Source organism: Ferrimonas aestuarii (assembly GCF_005116665.1).
In the GTDB taxonomy this organism is placed as follows: Bacteria; Pseudomonadota; Gammaproteobacteria; order Enterobacterales; family Shewanellaceae; genus Ferrimonas; species Ferrimonas aestuarii.
Genome location: NZ_SWCJ01000019.1, coordinates 62907 through 76812, shown reverse-complemented (window position 1 = coordinate 76812; position 13906 = coordinate 62907). Strand labels below are relative to the sequence as shown.

14 protein-coding genes are annotated in these 13906 nt (G+C 53.3%); 6 read left to right on the top strand and 8 right to left on the bottom strand.

Annotated elements, in window-relative coordinates:
* The first annotated feature begins 168 nt into the window (after positions 1-168).
* The 5 genes from FCL42_RS18330 (at position 169) to FCL42_RS18310 (ending at position 6103) form a co-directional block, all read left to right on the top strand.
* Positions 169-1239, top strand: coding sequence for an HDOD domain-containing protein (locus FCL42_RS18330; RefSeq protein ID WP_169308448.1), 1071 nt, complete (start codon positions 169-171; stop codon positions 1237-1239).
* Positions 1240-1564: 325 nt separating this feature from the next.
* Positions 1565-2782: an aspartate aminotransferase family protein gene (locus FCL42_RS18325; protein WP_136864884.1), complete on the top strand. Its 1218-nt coding sequence runs from the start codon at positions 1565-1567 to the stop codon at positions 2780-2782.
* 27 nt (positions 2783-2809) lie between these two features.
* A complete protein-coding gene (gene astA, locus FCL42_RS18320; RefSeq protein WP_136864883.1) occupies positions 2810-3826 on the top strand; it encodes an arginine N-succinyltransferase in 1017 nt (338 codons plus the stop codon).
* Positions 3827-3837: 11 nt separating this feature from the next.
* Positions 3838-5298 (top strand): succinylglutamate-semialdehyde dehydrogenase, encoded by a 1461-nt coding sequence (gene astD, locus FCL42_RS18315; RefSeq protein WP_136864882.1) that lies wholly within the window; start codon positions 3838-3840, stop codon positions 5296-5298.
* Positions 5299-5311: 13 nt separating this feature from the next.
* Positions 5312-6103, top strand: coding sequence for a DUF1338 domain-containing protein (locus FCL42_RS18310; protein WP_136864881.1), 792 nt, complete (start codon positions 5312-5314; stop codon positions 6101-6103).
* 133 nt (positions 6104-6236) lie between these two features.
* Here the strand turns inward: FCL42_RS18310 and crp are convergent, their stop codons facing one another.
* The 7 genes from crp to FCL42_RS18275 all read right to left on the bottom strand — a co-directional run bounded on the left by crp (position 6237) and on the right by FCL42_RS18275 (position 12949).
* Positions 6237-6872, bottom strand: coding sequence for a cAMP-activated global transcriptional regulator CRP (gene crp, locus FCL42_RS18305; protein WP_136864880.1), 636 nt, complete (start codon positions 6870-6872; stop codon positions 6237-6239).
* Between the two features lie 288 nt (positions 6873-7160).
* A complete protein-coding gene (locus FCL42_RS18300; protein ID WP_136864879.1) occupies positions 7161-8075 on the bottom strand; it encodes a phosphoribulokinase in 915 nt (304 codons plus the stop codon).
* An 83-nt stretch (positions 8076-8158) separates the two neighbouring features.
* Entirely contained in the window at positions 8159-8404 is a 246-nt protein-coding gene (locus FCL42_RS18295; RefSeq protein WP_136864878.1) for a YheU family protein, read from the bottom strand.
* A 16-nt stretch (positions 8405-8420) separates the two neighbouring features.
* Positions 8421-9380, bottom strand: a complete 960-nt coding sequence (locus FCL42_RS18290; protein ID WP_136864877.1) for a DUF3187 family protein — start codon at positions 9378-9380, stop codon at positions 8421-8423.
* Between the two features lie 72 nt (positions 9381-9452).
* Positions 9453-10409: a hydrolase gene (locus tag FCL42_RS18285; protein ID WP_136864876.1), complete on the bottom strand. Its 957-nt coding sequence runs from the start codon at positions 10407-10409 to the stop codon at positions 9453-9455.
* Positions 10410-10548: 139 nt separating this feature from the next.
* Positions 10549-11043 carry a TIGR02444 family protein gene (locus FCL42_RS18280; protein ID WP_136864875.1) on the bottom strand — a complete coding sequence of 165 codons (495 nt, stop codon included), beginning with the start codon at positions 11041-11043 and terminating at the stop codon, positions 10549-10551.
* Between the two features lie 4 nt (positions 11044-11047).
* Entirely contained in the window at positions 11048-12949 is a 1902-nt protein-coding gene (locus FCL42_RS18275; RefSeq protein ID WP_136864874.1) for an ATP-binding cassette domain-containing protein, read from the bottom strand.
* A 67-nt stretch (positions 12950-13016) separates the two neighbouring features.
* Here FCL42_RS18275 and FCL42_RS18270 point away from each other — a divergent pair, with 67 nt between their 5' ends.
* Entirely contained in the window at positions 13017-13214 is a 198-nt protein-coding gene (locus tag FCL42_RS18270) for a YheV family putative zinc ribbon protein (RefSeq protein ID WP_136864900.1), read from the top strand.
* Positions 13215-13298: 84 nt separating this feature from the next.
* Here FCL42_RS18270 and lpoB read toward each other — a convergent pair whose 3' ends face one another.
* Positions 13299-13895, bottom strand: coding sequence for a penicillin-binding protein activator LpoB (gene lpoB / locus FCL42_RS18265; RefSeq protein WP_136864873.1), 597 nt, complete (start codon positions 13893-13895; stop codon positions 13299-13301).
* Positions 13896-13906: the final 11 nt, after the last annotated feature.

Below are 13906 nucleotides of genomic sequence, written 5' to 3'. Positions count from 1 at the left end.
AATTTTTGGCAGTTGACACCCGATTCATATTGTGATGGGTAATGAATTTATTTCATCCGAGATTGAGCCTGATCCTCTTGATTGTTGTTACCCATTTAAGCTGTTCAAAATAGAGGCGGCTGATGTGGTATAACTAGCGAATAAATAGAAAGAACTTGTAGAGATATCGTGAGTAACCTGATTTCGAAACCTGCGGCATTGGCTGAGCTAGAAACGCGATTCTGGCAGTATCAGAGTCTGGCTGAGCCGGTGTTCTCTGCCGAGCCGAGTCTCGACGAGGAGATCGCTTTCATTTGGCGGCACAAATTGGAAGTGGAAAGGGCCGCAGAGTTTAAGCGCATCCAAAAAAGCCAACAGCGAAATGAAGAGTTTAAGAAGTTTCGCCAGTTTTTCGGCCGAGCGTTTGAAGTGGAGCTAGAGCGCCACCTGCTGCAGCCGGAACAGTTACAGTACGATCTGGGAATCACGGCTGCACAGCTGGATCTGTTGTACGCCCTACTCAGCGACAAAGGTGATATCCGAAGTTTGGTCACTCAACTGCAGGCCAACCCTGAGATCAGCCGCGCACTGATGCGTCACATCAACTCCAATCGATTTAAAGGCCGTCGTGGTCAGGAACTGACGAGTGTGCAACTGGCGGTAACCTACATCGGTTATGAGAAGGTTCGGGAGCTATTGCCTGGGCTTATCTTCGAGCATTGGAGTTGGGCCCCAGACCACAGCCAAGGCATTCAGCAGCGTAAGTTATGGCGCTGGTTCCGGCTGTTCCGCCGCGCCTGTATCAACCGGCTTAAACAGCAAGGGGTCGACGCCCACGGGGCTCGCATCTACGCCTGCGTGTTCGCTTTAGGGCCAATCATCGTTCATCGTCAGGCTACTGGGTTGTTTGCCCAGATGCGTCAGCAGTGGATGAATCAGGCCCGAGTTGAGGAGAGCCAAGACGTCTATGAAGGGGTTAGGCAGCTACGCATGCCATGTCAGCCGTTGGCGGTTCATTATGAAGCTCATCTGGAGATCGCCCACCGCTTCTTGATGGGACTTGAGTATAAAGGGCCGTTTTTAGCCTTGTTTGAACAGCTGCAGCGGCCTTGGTTTAGCAACAGTGGCATCACCAAAGAGCTGCCTAAGGCATTCGCGCAAGTGATGTATGACACCTTAGTGACCAGAATCAAAACCGATGAGTCGGAATTGAACCCGTTGCTGCAGTTTTACCAGCTAAATGAGTCTTCCTCAGGGTGAAAAGGCAACCAAATTCGATGAATGTTGCCCCGTATTTATTGCATAGCTAGCTATAAAACAAATTTTGTATATCTTTTGCTCACAAGTGGATGAATTTACCAGCTTGTTAAAACTACTCTTTTAAAAACAATATTTTAATATTTCGGGAAGAATAAAATATCGCCGAGCGAGGGAATATGTTGCTGAATATTTAGTCTTTTTCAGGGGGTTTGGGCGCTACGTCCCACTTTTGACTGTATAGCGGCAATTTTATAAGCTCTGGTGTTATCAGAATGATAAATAGGTCACATTGCAGCAATTGCAATCTAAAGACCAAGGAGACTTTATGACAACGCAATCAACGCTAAATCGCGCACTTTTCGACCAGGTAATGGTTCCTAATTACAACCCAGCTGCCATCATCCCCGTTCGCGGTGAAGGCGCCAAAGTTTGGGACCAAGACAACAGAGAATACATCGATTTCGCTGGCGGTATTGCGGTGAACTGTTTGGGCCACTGCCATCCAGTTCTCGTAGAGGCTTTGGCTGAGCAAGGAAAGAAGCTCTGGCACCTGTCTAACGTAATGACCAATGAGCCAGCCCTGCAGCTGGCGAAAACCCTCACCGATTCCACCTTTGCCGAGCGCGCCTACTTCGCTAACTCTGGCGCCGAAGCCAACGAAGCGGCTTTGAAACTGGCTCGCCGCTGGGCACTGGAGCAGGGCGGTGAAGAGAAAGATCAGATCATCGCCTTCACCAAAGCGTTCCACGGTCGTACTTTCTTCACCGTGACCGTTGGCGGCCAACCTGCCTATTCAGACGGTTTCGGTCCTAAGCCTCAGGGCGTTGACCACATTGAATTTAACGACCTGTCTGCACTGGAAGCAGCCATCTCCGATCGCACCTGTGCGGTAATGATGGAGCCAATTCAGGGCGAAGGCGGCATCATTCCAGCTACCCAAGAATTCATCGAAGGCGTACGCGCCCTGTGTGACAAGCACAACGCCCTGCTGATCTTTGATGAAGTTCAGACCGGCGTTGGTCGTACTGGCGAGCTGTATGCTTACCAGCACTATGGTGTTGAGCCTGACATCCTGACCACAGCTAAAGCGCTGGGCGGCGGTTTCCCTGTGGCAGCCATGCTGACCAAAGCCGACATCGCCAAGAGCCTGAAAGTGGGCACTCACGGTTCCACCTACGGCGGTAATCCTCTGGCCTGTGCCGTGGCGAATGCGGTACTGAGCGTAGTGAACACCCCAGAAGTGCTGAGCGGCGTGTCCGACAAGCATCAGCAGTTTGTGGCGGGTCTGGAAGCGATCAACGCTAAGTACGACGTATTCAGCGAAGTACGTGGCCAAGGTTTGCTGGTAGGCGCAGTACTGAATGAGCGTTTCGCCGGTCGTGCTCGCGACTTCTTAGTGGCTTCTGCCGAAGCTGGCCTGATGTGTCTGGTTGCCGGTGCTAACGTGGTTCGTTTCACCCCATCTCTGGTGATCACCGACGAAGAGATCAAAGAGGGCTTGGCGCGCTTCGAGCGTGCAGTAGCAGCGGTAGCCCAAGGTTAACTCCACCCCTAGCTGGAGGACCATACCATGCTAAAAGTCAGACCGATTGCCGAGCGGGATTACCCCGCTCTGATGCAGATCGCCATCGATTCCGGCCACGGGTTTACCTCTCTGCCTCAGGATGAGGGCCTGCTGAAACGCAAGATCGCTCGCTCCATGGCCAGCTTTGCCAAACAGGTAGAGGAGCCTCGGGACGAGCTGTATCTGATGGTGCTCGAAGACACTGAGCGTCAACAAGTGGTAGGCACCTGCGCCATCGAAGCGGCAGTGGGCATCGAAGATGCCTTCTATCACTACCGCCTTGGCACCGACGTTCACGTGTCGCCGCAGCTGGGGATTCGCCGCGAGGTGAATACCCTAACCCTGTGTAACGACTACACCGGTGCGGCGGAGATGTGTACCCTGTTCCTGCAGCCGGATTATCGTAAAGACGATAACGGCCGCTTCCTGTCTCTGTGCCGCTTCCTATTGATGGCGGCTCACCCAGAGCGCTTTGGGGACACCGTCATCGCCGAGATGCGTGGCGTGAGTGACGCCAACGGCGAATCGCCATTTTGGCAGTGGCTTGAAACCCACTTCTTCGGCATCGACTTCCCGACTGCGGACTACCTTACCGGTATCGGTGACAAGGTGTTCGTTGCCGAGTTGATGCCTCGCCACCCCATCTACGTGGATCTGCTGAGCCCTGAAGCTCAAGCGGTGGTTGGCGTGGTGCACGACAACACCCGTCCGGCGATTAAATTGCTGGAATCTCAAGGCTTCCGCTTCCAAGGTTACGTAGACATCTTCGATGCTGGGCCCACGGTGGAATGTGCCCGTGAGCACATCAAAGGGGTGCGTGAAAGCCAAAAATTCCAGGCAAAAGTGTCGAGTGGTGCAGGAGATTCCAACGTGATCCTGTGCAACACCTCGATGCAGGATCTCTCCATGATCAAAGCCAATGTCAGCATCGATGAGGACACTCTGATGCTGAAACCTGAGGATGCCCAACTGCTCAACATCGCCGATGGCGATGACGTTTGGGCGCTGTGCCTCAACCGATAAGGGAAACTATCATGAGTCATTTGATTAACGGCCAGTGGCAAGAGGGCCAAGGCGCTGCCATGGTCTCCACCAACCCAGCCACCGGTGACACTCTGTGGCAGGCCAATGCCGCCACTGCCGAGCAGGTTGATAGCGCGGTTGCTGCGGCCCGCGAAGCGCAATTTGCGTGGTTCGAGTCTGGTCTGGATGCTCGTATTGAGATCATCGAAGCCTACAAGGCGCAGCTGGAAGCCAACAAAGAGCAGATGGCCATCGCCATCGCCGAAGAGACCGGCAAACCCTTGTGGGAAACTCGCACTGAAGCGGGTGCCATGATCGGTAAGATCGGCCTCTCCATCACCGCCTATCATGAGCGTACCGGCAGCAAAGAGGGCCAGTCCCCTGCCGGTCGTGCTGTGCTGCGCCATAAGCCTCACGGCGTGGTAGCGGTGTTTGGCCCATATAACTTCCCAGGGCACCTGCCCAATGGTCACATCGTGCCAGCGCTGATTGCCGGTAACACCGTGGTGCTAAAGCCATCTGAGCAAACCCCTAAGGTGGCGGAGCTGATGCTGAAACTGTGGCAGCAAGCTGGCCTGCCTGCGGGCGTGATCAATTTGGTTCAGGGTGAGCTGGAAACCGGTAAGGCGCTGGCGTCTCACTGGAACATTGATGGCCTGTTCTTCACCGGTAGCTCTCGCACCGGTCACCTGCTGCATCAACAGTTTGCTGGCGACCCAGGTAAGATTTTGGCACTGGAGATGGGGGGTAATAACCCGCTGATCGTCCGTGACGTTGCCGAAGTTAAAGCGGCGGTGCACGACATCATTCAGTCGGCGTTTATCTCTTCTGGCCAGCGCTGTACCTGCGCTCGTCGCTTGTATCTGCCAAACACCGCTCAAGGGGATGAGATTCTGGCTGAGCTGGTTAGCGCCACTCGCAAGATTCTGGTGGGCAAGTTTGATGCTGAGCCAGCGCCATTTATGGGCTCGATGATCTCCCATCAAGCGGCGCAAGCGATGTTGTCGGCGCAGGCCAATCTGCAGCAACTGGGCGGTGAAAGCCTGGTTGAGCTGACCTCACTGGCTGAAGGCACTGGTTTAGTTTCTCCGGGCATCATTGAAGTGACGGCCATTGAGTCGTTGCCGGATGAGGAGTACTTCGGCCCGCTGCTGCAGGTGATCCGCTACGACGACTTTGACCACGCCATTGAGCTGGCCAACCGCACTCGCTACGGCCTGTCTGCTGGTTTGCTGGCTGACAGCCGCGCTGATTGGGATTACTTCCTGGCTCGCAGCCGTGCTGGCATCGTTAACTGGAACAAACAGATCACCGGCGCCGCTGGCTCTGCACCGTTCGGTGGCATTGGCGCCAGCGGTAACCACCGTGCCAGCGCTTACTATGCCGCAGACTACTGTGCTTACCCAGTCGCTTCGGTGGAAGCGGACCAAGTCAGCCTGCCAGCCAATTTGGCACCAGGTTTGACCCTATAAGGAGATTAGGGATATGGATATCAACACCTTGTTTGGCCACCTGTGGCAAGACTACCTGAAGCAGTGCCCAAGCGCTGAGTCAATTCATGAGCTCTTGGGTCAAGGTCAGGCGATCATCAATGATCACGTGGCGTTTCGAACCTTTCGTGCGCCGGGCCTTGGCATCGACGCCTTAGCACAGCACTTCTTAGCGCTGGGCTATGAAGCCAAGGGTGAGTACCACTTTGAGCAGAAGAAGCTGTATGCCCGTCACTACGAGCATCCGGATCACACTCAGCCGAAAGTGTTTATCTCTGAGCTGATGATTGAACAGTGCAGCCCTGAACTGCAGGCGATCGTGGCTGGGATAACCTCTCAGCTGGAGCCGGGTTTTGCCGACAACATTGAGACCGTTTATGGCGGCGCACCTTGGCAGGTGAGTCAGGCTCAGTACCAAGCGTTACTGGCAGAGAGTGAGTACGCCGCGTGGCTGTCGGCTTTTGGTTTCAGAGCCAACCACTTTACCGTCAGCGTTAACGAGCTGGATCAGTTCGGTACCCTAGAGGGGGTGAATGGTGCTCTAAAGCAGGCGGGTTTTGTGCTGAACAGTTCCGGTGGGGAAATCAAAGGCAGCGCTGACGTGCTGCTGGAGCAATCCTCTACCATGGCGGATAAGGTGGCGGTCTCCTTTAGCGATGGCGAACTGACGATTCCCGCGTGTTTCTATGAGTTTGCCCTGCGCTACCCAATGGCCGATGGTGAGCTGTACACCGGATTTGTGGCAGCCTCTGCGGATAAGATTTTCGAGTCCACTAACGTTAGTTAAGAGACTACACCAATTAGTGCTAGAGCAAGCGGCCTGAGTGGTTACCCCACTCAGGCCGCTTTTTGTTTTGGTGACATAAAAAAATGCCAGTCAGCAAGCTGACTGGCATTTTTAATGGTTTTCTTACAACGGCTTAACGAGTGCCGTATACCACGATGGTTTTGCCGTGGGCTTGAATCAGGTTCTGCTCTTCCAGCATCTTCAGGATTCGACCAACGGTCTCGCGGGAGCAACCTACGATCTGACCAATCTCTTGACGAGTGATCTTGATCTGCATGCCATCAGGGTGAGTCATTGCATCAGGCTGTTTTGCCAAGCTCAGAAGAGTTTGTGCAATGCGACCCGCAACGTCGAGGAATGCCAGATCGCCCACTTTCTGAGAGGTGTTCTGCAGACGGTTGGCCATCTGAGCAGACAGCTTCATCAAGATGTCTGGGTTAACTTGGATCAACTGACGGAACTTCTTGTATGAGATTTCCGCGATTTCGCATGGGGACTTCGCGCGAACCCAAGCGGTACGCTCTGGTTGATCTTCAAACAATCCGAGCTCTCCGATGAAGTCACCTTGGTTCAGGTAAGACAGGATCATCTCCTTGCCTTCTTCATCCTTAATCAGCACTGCCACGGAACCTTTCACGATGTAGTAAAGGGTATCCGATTCTTCACCAGCGTGGATTAGCGTGCTTTTCGCTGGATACTTGTGGATGTGACAGTGGGAGAGGAACCACTCGAGAGTAGGATCCGGTTTTGGCTTGCCGATTAGCGCCATGTGTGTCGTCCCTCATTTAGAAAGGAAAAGATAATCAACTCAAAATTCTAAGTGCAAATGTTAAATTGGTCTAGTCTAAAGCACCATGACGGCGATCGAAGTTTTTCATATCGAGCGAAAAAAAAACTCGGATCGATTTAACATTGTCAGCTTTTACGTTTCCAGCTTACTCCTTTCGGAATAATATTTCCGCCAAATTGTTGATCCGAATCACGTTCGAAACAAAATTCAAGGGAGTGTTTTCTTAGGGTTTGCTGAATTTTGTTACCCAGTTAACATTTTGCTCGATTATGGGGTGTTAGGCGGCATCCCCAGTTCAAACTGTTCGGTGATCAAGGTCTGTTTCCGTTGTTGAATCAATTTCTTAATCACCGGAGTTAAAATAAGCTCCATGGCCAACCCCATTTTCCCTCCAGGCACCACCAAGGTATCGATTCGGGACATAAAGCTGCCTTGAATCATCTGCAAGTAATGACTGAAATCGACATCTTTCACGCCACGGAATCGGATCACTACAAAGCTTTCGTCATCGCTAGGAATGTCCTTGGCACTGAATGGGTTGGAGGTGTCGACGGTGGGAACTCGCTGAAAATTGATGTGAGTGCGCGAGAATTGTGGCGTCATGTGATTCACATAATCGTCCATGGAGCGGACGATGCTGCCCATCACCTTCTGACGGCTGTGGCCACGATCGCCGGTGTCACGGATGATCTTTTGTATCCACTCCAGATTGACGATGGGCACCATGCCGATGAGCAGATCTACCTTTTCCGCGACGTTGGCATCGTCGGTAACCACCCCGCCATGCAGCCCTTCGTAATAGAGCAGATCGGTATCGTCAGGCAGAGGTTGATATGGGGTGAAGGTACCAGGCATCTGATTAAAGGGCACCGCTTCATCGAAGGTATGCAGGTAACGGCGAACCTCCCCTTGGCCGGTTTGGCCATAGGTTTCAAACAGGTTAGCCAGTGCCCCAAAATCGTTGGCATCGGGGCCAAAATAACTGATGCTCTGATTCTCTTCTCGAGCTTTTCGAATGGCGAGTTCCATCTCAGCTCGAGTGTAGCGATGGAAGCTGTCTCCCTCCACTAAGGCCGCTTCGACTCCGAGTTTGCGGAAGACGTGCTTGAACGCTTTGGTGGTGGTGGTGGTGCCGGCGCCGGAGCTACCGGTAACCGCAATGATGGGGTGCTTGGCTGACATATCCTTCGCCTTTCGCCGAGTGTTTATTCTGTTATATGGGCCTAGGCCCCCGTAGGTCAAGTGTCAGTGGCTGGCCTTTGGGTTTAAAGCTCAACTGCCACCTGCTGATGGTGACGGATGGCGACCGACTCGGTCTCTTCACTGTATTCCACCACTAGCTCACCACGCTTGAGGGCAAGTTCGACCTGAGGCAGTGCTTTCTCCAGGGCGTCGGTGCTGGTTTCATCGAAACCTTCATCACCAATCTGACGCAGCAAGTATTCTTTCATTAGCCCTTCAAGGGCGGGCTTAGAAAGACTGGATTTCAGGTCATCGTATGCAATTAACATGGGGAATTCTCTGATCCTAGAAACGGTACTTTATGGTGGCCACCAACGCAAAGTCAGCGCTGTTGTCCGGATATTTGATGTTCTCCATGATAACCCCTTCAAAGGTCCATTGGCGACCAAGATAGCGATAACCTAGGTTGATCTCGTTGACCGCATTGGTGAACTCATCCAGTTGCTCCAACCCCCCTTCAGTGATGCTGTATTCAAGTAGCCATTGATGGCGATCGGCAAAGCGGTGGCGATAACCGATGCCCCAGTGCCAGAGGCGAGGCTCGATGCCCAGAGTGAAAAGGTCATCGGCACCGCTGTAGCTGTAGCCCAGCATGAGATAGAGCGCTTTTTGTCGCCAAGCGTATTGATAATCCAGCTGCCAACTAAAATCCCATGGTTCGCCCTGGCGGGGATTCTCGTCATCCTGATAGGCGGCCACAAGGGTGGTACTGAGCCAGTGTCGATGGTGGTGATACAGCTGCCGGCCGATGGAGAGCTCATATTGATGGCCGATGGAGCGGTCAGAGAAATCCTCCTCCTCAATTCCCGCTTTAGGGATACTGACATAGCTGCGGTGTTTGGGGATCTTATCTCGACCATTCTGGTCGATGCCGAACAGTTTGTGAAATGACAGGCTGATTTGATCCAGATGAGCGTCGTCGGTGGTGCGGTTGGCAAAGGAAACGCCAATCAGCCAATTAGGAGATGGCCGCCAACTGCCGCCAATGCGGTACTCAACGGTGTAGTAGTCCAAGGTGTATTCGTCATCGATGGCATAGATACTGGCGCCATACACGCTGGTGTAGAGTTGAGTCGTTTGATGCTGGTAATCCGCGGGGCGAAATATGGGAGTGAGCACCAGGGATTTTACTGGCGATTGGGATCTGAGCTGCATGGGGCCATCGCCCCAATATTGATTGCCATCGCCACTTGCTTGGCTGGCAGCGCTACACACTAATGTGACCCAAAACGCCACTGACTTCATCTAACACTCCTTCGCTAGGCTGAAGTTTTAGTGTAGGTGCAGATTGGCGTTTTAGTTGGGTATTTATCGGTTTTATTTAAAGAATTTTAGGACTCTCTGTTCGATATAAAACCGTGGCCGCCACAGGGGACCGCCGAGAATAAAGCCCACATGGCCACCAAAAGGACTGAGCTCAAATGTCACCGAGGGCGCCAGTTTTCTGGGCTCTGGTACCACCGCTTGCGTCATGAAGGGGTCGTCGGCGGAGTGGATCACCAGCAATGGTTTTCTCGCATGTTGCAGGAAGGGCTTGCCGCTGCTTTTGAGGTAGTAATCCTGTGCTGATTCAAATCCATGCATGGGGGCGGTGACTTTGTCATCGAATTGATAGAAGGTGCGAAGCTGTTGGCAATCATCGCGAGTTAACGGCAGGTCCTTGGCTTGATTGCTGGCCAGCTTTTGCTGGGTCTTACGGCGTAATTTCTTCAGTAGGTAGTGCTGATACACGCGGGAAAAGCCACGTTCCATGCGCTTAGCGCATGCCGCCAGATCCAGTGGTGGAGAGATGGATACGCCCGCATCGATTAGGCTGGCCTCTCCAGTTTCTCCTAGATATTTACACAACACATTGCCGCCAAGGGAGTAACCCACCGCGTGCAGTTGTTTGTCTGGATGCTGCTGCTTGATTTGATCCAACACTTGGCTTAGATCATCGGTTTCACCGCTGTGATAGCTGCGGGGCAGACGGTTGAGCTCCCCACTGCAGCTGCGCTGATGTACCACCACCGCAGGTTGCTTGTGAGCATAGAGCGCTCGGAGCATTCGCCGTACATAATGGGAGTCTGCATTGCCCTCTAAACCGTGGAGAATCACCACAATGCTGGGGCTGTGCAGATCGCCTTCCAGCCAGTCCAGATCCACAAAGTCGCCATCGGCCAGCTCGAGACGCTGTCGATTTAGGGGCACTGCTTTAGGCTTAACCAGCAGTGGCCAGATCGTTTGAAGGTGAGGGTTACGCCACCATCGGCTTGGACGAAAGGGAGAGTTCATGTACTGCGATCCGTGCTACCTGTTGGAAAAACTAAGGATACCGAATCGTACTCAGAAGTGCAGCTTTTGTGCGGGAGGTGAAGGTTTGGTCGGAGCAGCGGCCATCCTTAGCCGCAGACGCACTGTCTAAGAGGTGCGTTTAGCTGGCTTCTTGAGCCGGAGACAACAACTGGCTGGCCAGATCAAACAGAGCAGACAACTGCCCCAAAAGATCAGAAGGCAGAGCGCAGCTCTCTAGGCCGTGGGCTGCAAGGCAGGCGGTGAGGTTATCGCCTTCGCTTTCGATAGGAAGGTGTTGTAGGGCTTTTACCATCAAGCGTTGACTGCGCTTCTCCATCACCAGTTCAACTTCCAGCATCTGCTGGTAGCTCTCCTTGGGCAGACTGGTTTTAGCCAGCTTCCTAAGTTGGCGGTAGGGGCCGACCATGCGCTCTTCCCACTCGTCTTTGGCTTGTTTGAGAACGGTAAATTTACTGGCCGTCAAAAACTGATGCTCGTGTTCCATCAGAATGGCCAGTAGCAGTAAGTTGGGATCTATTTCGTAATCATCCTGCAGCTGCAGGCACAGATCTTTGGCATCTTGGTGCTGCCAGATTTGATCTCCAAATTGCCATAATTGGTCATGGCTTATCATCGTATTATTGCTCCTCGGCGGCGCTTCGGATGGTTTCGATCTGTTCTTGGATCTCCAGCCAATCCATCTCCAGCTCTTCTAAGCTGGATTGAATATCGCCTCGTTCTTGCAGTAGTTGTGTCAGTTCGGATTTATTCTCGTCAGTATAAAGGCGACTCTCCGCTAGGGTCTCTTCAATGACCGCTAACCTAGTTTGCAACTTTGCCATCTGTTTATCGAGCGCAGTTTCCTTTTTTCTGAGAGGGGACAGCTTTTGACGAAGTTCTGCCTCTTGTCGCTTGCGATTTTTTTTCTGTTCAGATTGGCTGGGGGCGTCGTTGGTTTCCTCTATGCTGCGATTTTGCTGCATTAACCAACGGTAGTAGTCTTCTAGATCGCCCTCGAAGTTGCCAACGCGTCCCTGATCAACCAGATAAAATTCACTGCAGGTCGCACGAAGCAGGTGGCGATCGTGAGATACCACCACCATGGCGCCTTCAAACTGCTGCAGTGCCAATGTCAGTGCTTCACGCAGCTCCAGATCGAGGTGGTTGGTTGGTTCATCGAGCAGTAGTAGGTTAGGACGTTGCCAGATCAGCAGCGCCAACACCAAGCGCGCCTTTTCGCCGCCGGAGAACGGGGCAACTTTCTCTAGGGCTTTATCGCCACTGAAACCAAAGCCGCCCAGATAATCACGCAGTTGCTGTTCGGTGGCCTCTTTTGCCAGCAAAGTCAGGTGTTGAAGCGGTGTCTGCTCTGGGTGCAGAGTTTCCAGTTGATGCTGAGCAAAGTAGCCGATCTTCAGTGCTGGGTTGGTAAACAGTTCGCCACCCATGGGAGTCAGTTCGCCAGCGAGCATCTTGATCAGTGTGGACTTACCGGCGCCGTTGCGCCCCAGCAATCCGATGCGGCTTCCGGGCACCAGATTCAGCTTGATCTGTTCCAGAACCGTTACGTCGCCATAGCCACCTTGTACCTGATCCATCTGCACCAACGGGTTGGGGAGGGCGTCAGGTTCACGGAACTCAATTTTGAACTGGTTCTGTGCCATCAGTGGCGCCAGCTCTTGCATCTTCTCGAGCGCCTTTAATCGGCTTTGGGCCTGCTTGGCTTTGCTGGCCTTGTAGCGGAAGCGATCCACGAAGGCTTGCATGTGTGCCTTTTGGCGCTGCTGCTTCTCAAACTGAGCCTGCTGCTGTGCCAAGTGTTCGGCTCGTTGGCGCTCGAACTGGCTGTAGTTGCCTTTGTAGTGGTTGAGGCGCTGGTGTTCAATGTGCACCACCTCTTCGGCCACTTGATCCAGAAAGTCCCGGTCGTGACTGATCAGCACCAAGGTACCTTGATAGCGCTTTAGCCAAGTCTCCAGCCAGATCAGGGTGTCCAGATCCAAGTGGTTGGTGGGCTCATCCAACAGCAACAAGTCAGATGGCACCAATAGCGCACGAGCCAAGTTGAGACGCATGCGCCAGCCACCAGAGAAGGCCTTAACCGCTTTGCCCTGAGCTTGCTGATCAAAGCCCAATCCGTTCAGCAGCTCGGCGGCGCGAGCGGGAATCTGATAGCCGTGGTAGGCCTCAAAGGCATCGTGGCTAGCGGCAATGGCCTTGCCTTCCCCAGAGGTTTGGGCTTCGACTAAGGCGGTTTCTAATGCGCGATAGTGGCGGTCGCCATCGAGTACGTAGTCCAGAGCGCTGACCGACAAGGCCGGAGTTTCCTGATCCACGGTGGCGATGCGCCAACCTTTGGGGAGATTCATGTCACCGGCGTCTGGCGTGACCTGTTCCAGAAGCAGAGACAGCAGGCTGGATTTACCGCAGCCGTTGGCACCCACGAGCGCCACTTTGTGGCCAGGGTAGATGGTTAGGGAGGCGTTATCCAGCAGGCGTTTGCTGCCACGGATGAGTTGTACCTGATTTAGGGTTATCATGACCGATAAGATTGGAATTACAGTGCCGGCAGTGTACCACACCGCTGGCGGTCAGGAGAGTCCAGAGATGGAGACCAAAAAGCGTTTTATTGCCGGTGCCCGCTGCCCAAAATGTCAGGTGGAAGACAGCATCATGCTGTTTATGGAAAATGGCGTTGAGGTGATGGAGTGCGTTGATTGCGGCCATCAGCAGCGTCAAGCCGAGGCACCTGCTGAGAAACAGGCTGGCGGCGGCGAGGTGATCGGGGTATTCAATCCTGACTGAGCATTGCCTCAGCCCGTAAACAAAGCCCCTAAAACGAAACACGCCGCAATTGCGGCGTGTTTTCAGCTGGCGTCGACTTTAGGCTTATAGGCCTAAGAACGACTTAGACTTCTGCTTGCGAATCTCTTTCTCATCCGCCCATTCAATCAGGCCAGATTCCAGATCCATCAAACGCATGGTCATCTTGTAGTAAACGTCTTTGGTGCTGCCATCTTGCTTAACGATGCTAGATAGGTTGCCGTACAACATGTACTGAGCACCAATTTGACGGCCAAACTGGATCGCGGTGGCTGGGTTCACCAGACCGCCAGAGTTTTGGAAGTCCAACTGCTTACGCACGCTATCAACCTTGGTCATATCAACGAAGCGGAACTGGCCGCTGCGCAGCAGCTTGGTGCTGATGCTGTCGGTGATCGATTCGGTATCGATGTGCTCAGAGGTTTTGTTTTTGATGCGGTCAACAAATACCACAGGGCGGCTGTTGTTGGCGGTCAGCATCATTACCGATGGGGTGGTCAGCATGGAGTCCACCATCTTTTCGGCGACGGCTTGCAGATCCGAGGAACCAAACTCAACGGTAACGGTTTCCACTTCACCTGGATCCTGGTATTCTACCTTGGATTGGCAGCCTGCAAGTAAGGCTACTGCGGCCACTGCCGCCACCATGGAGATCGATTTCATATAGGTTTCCT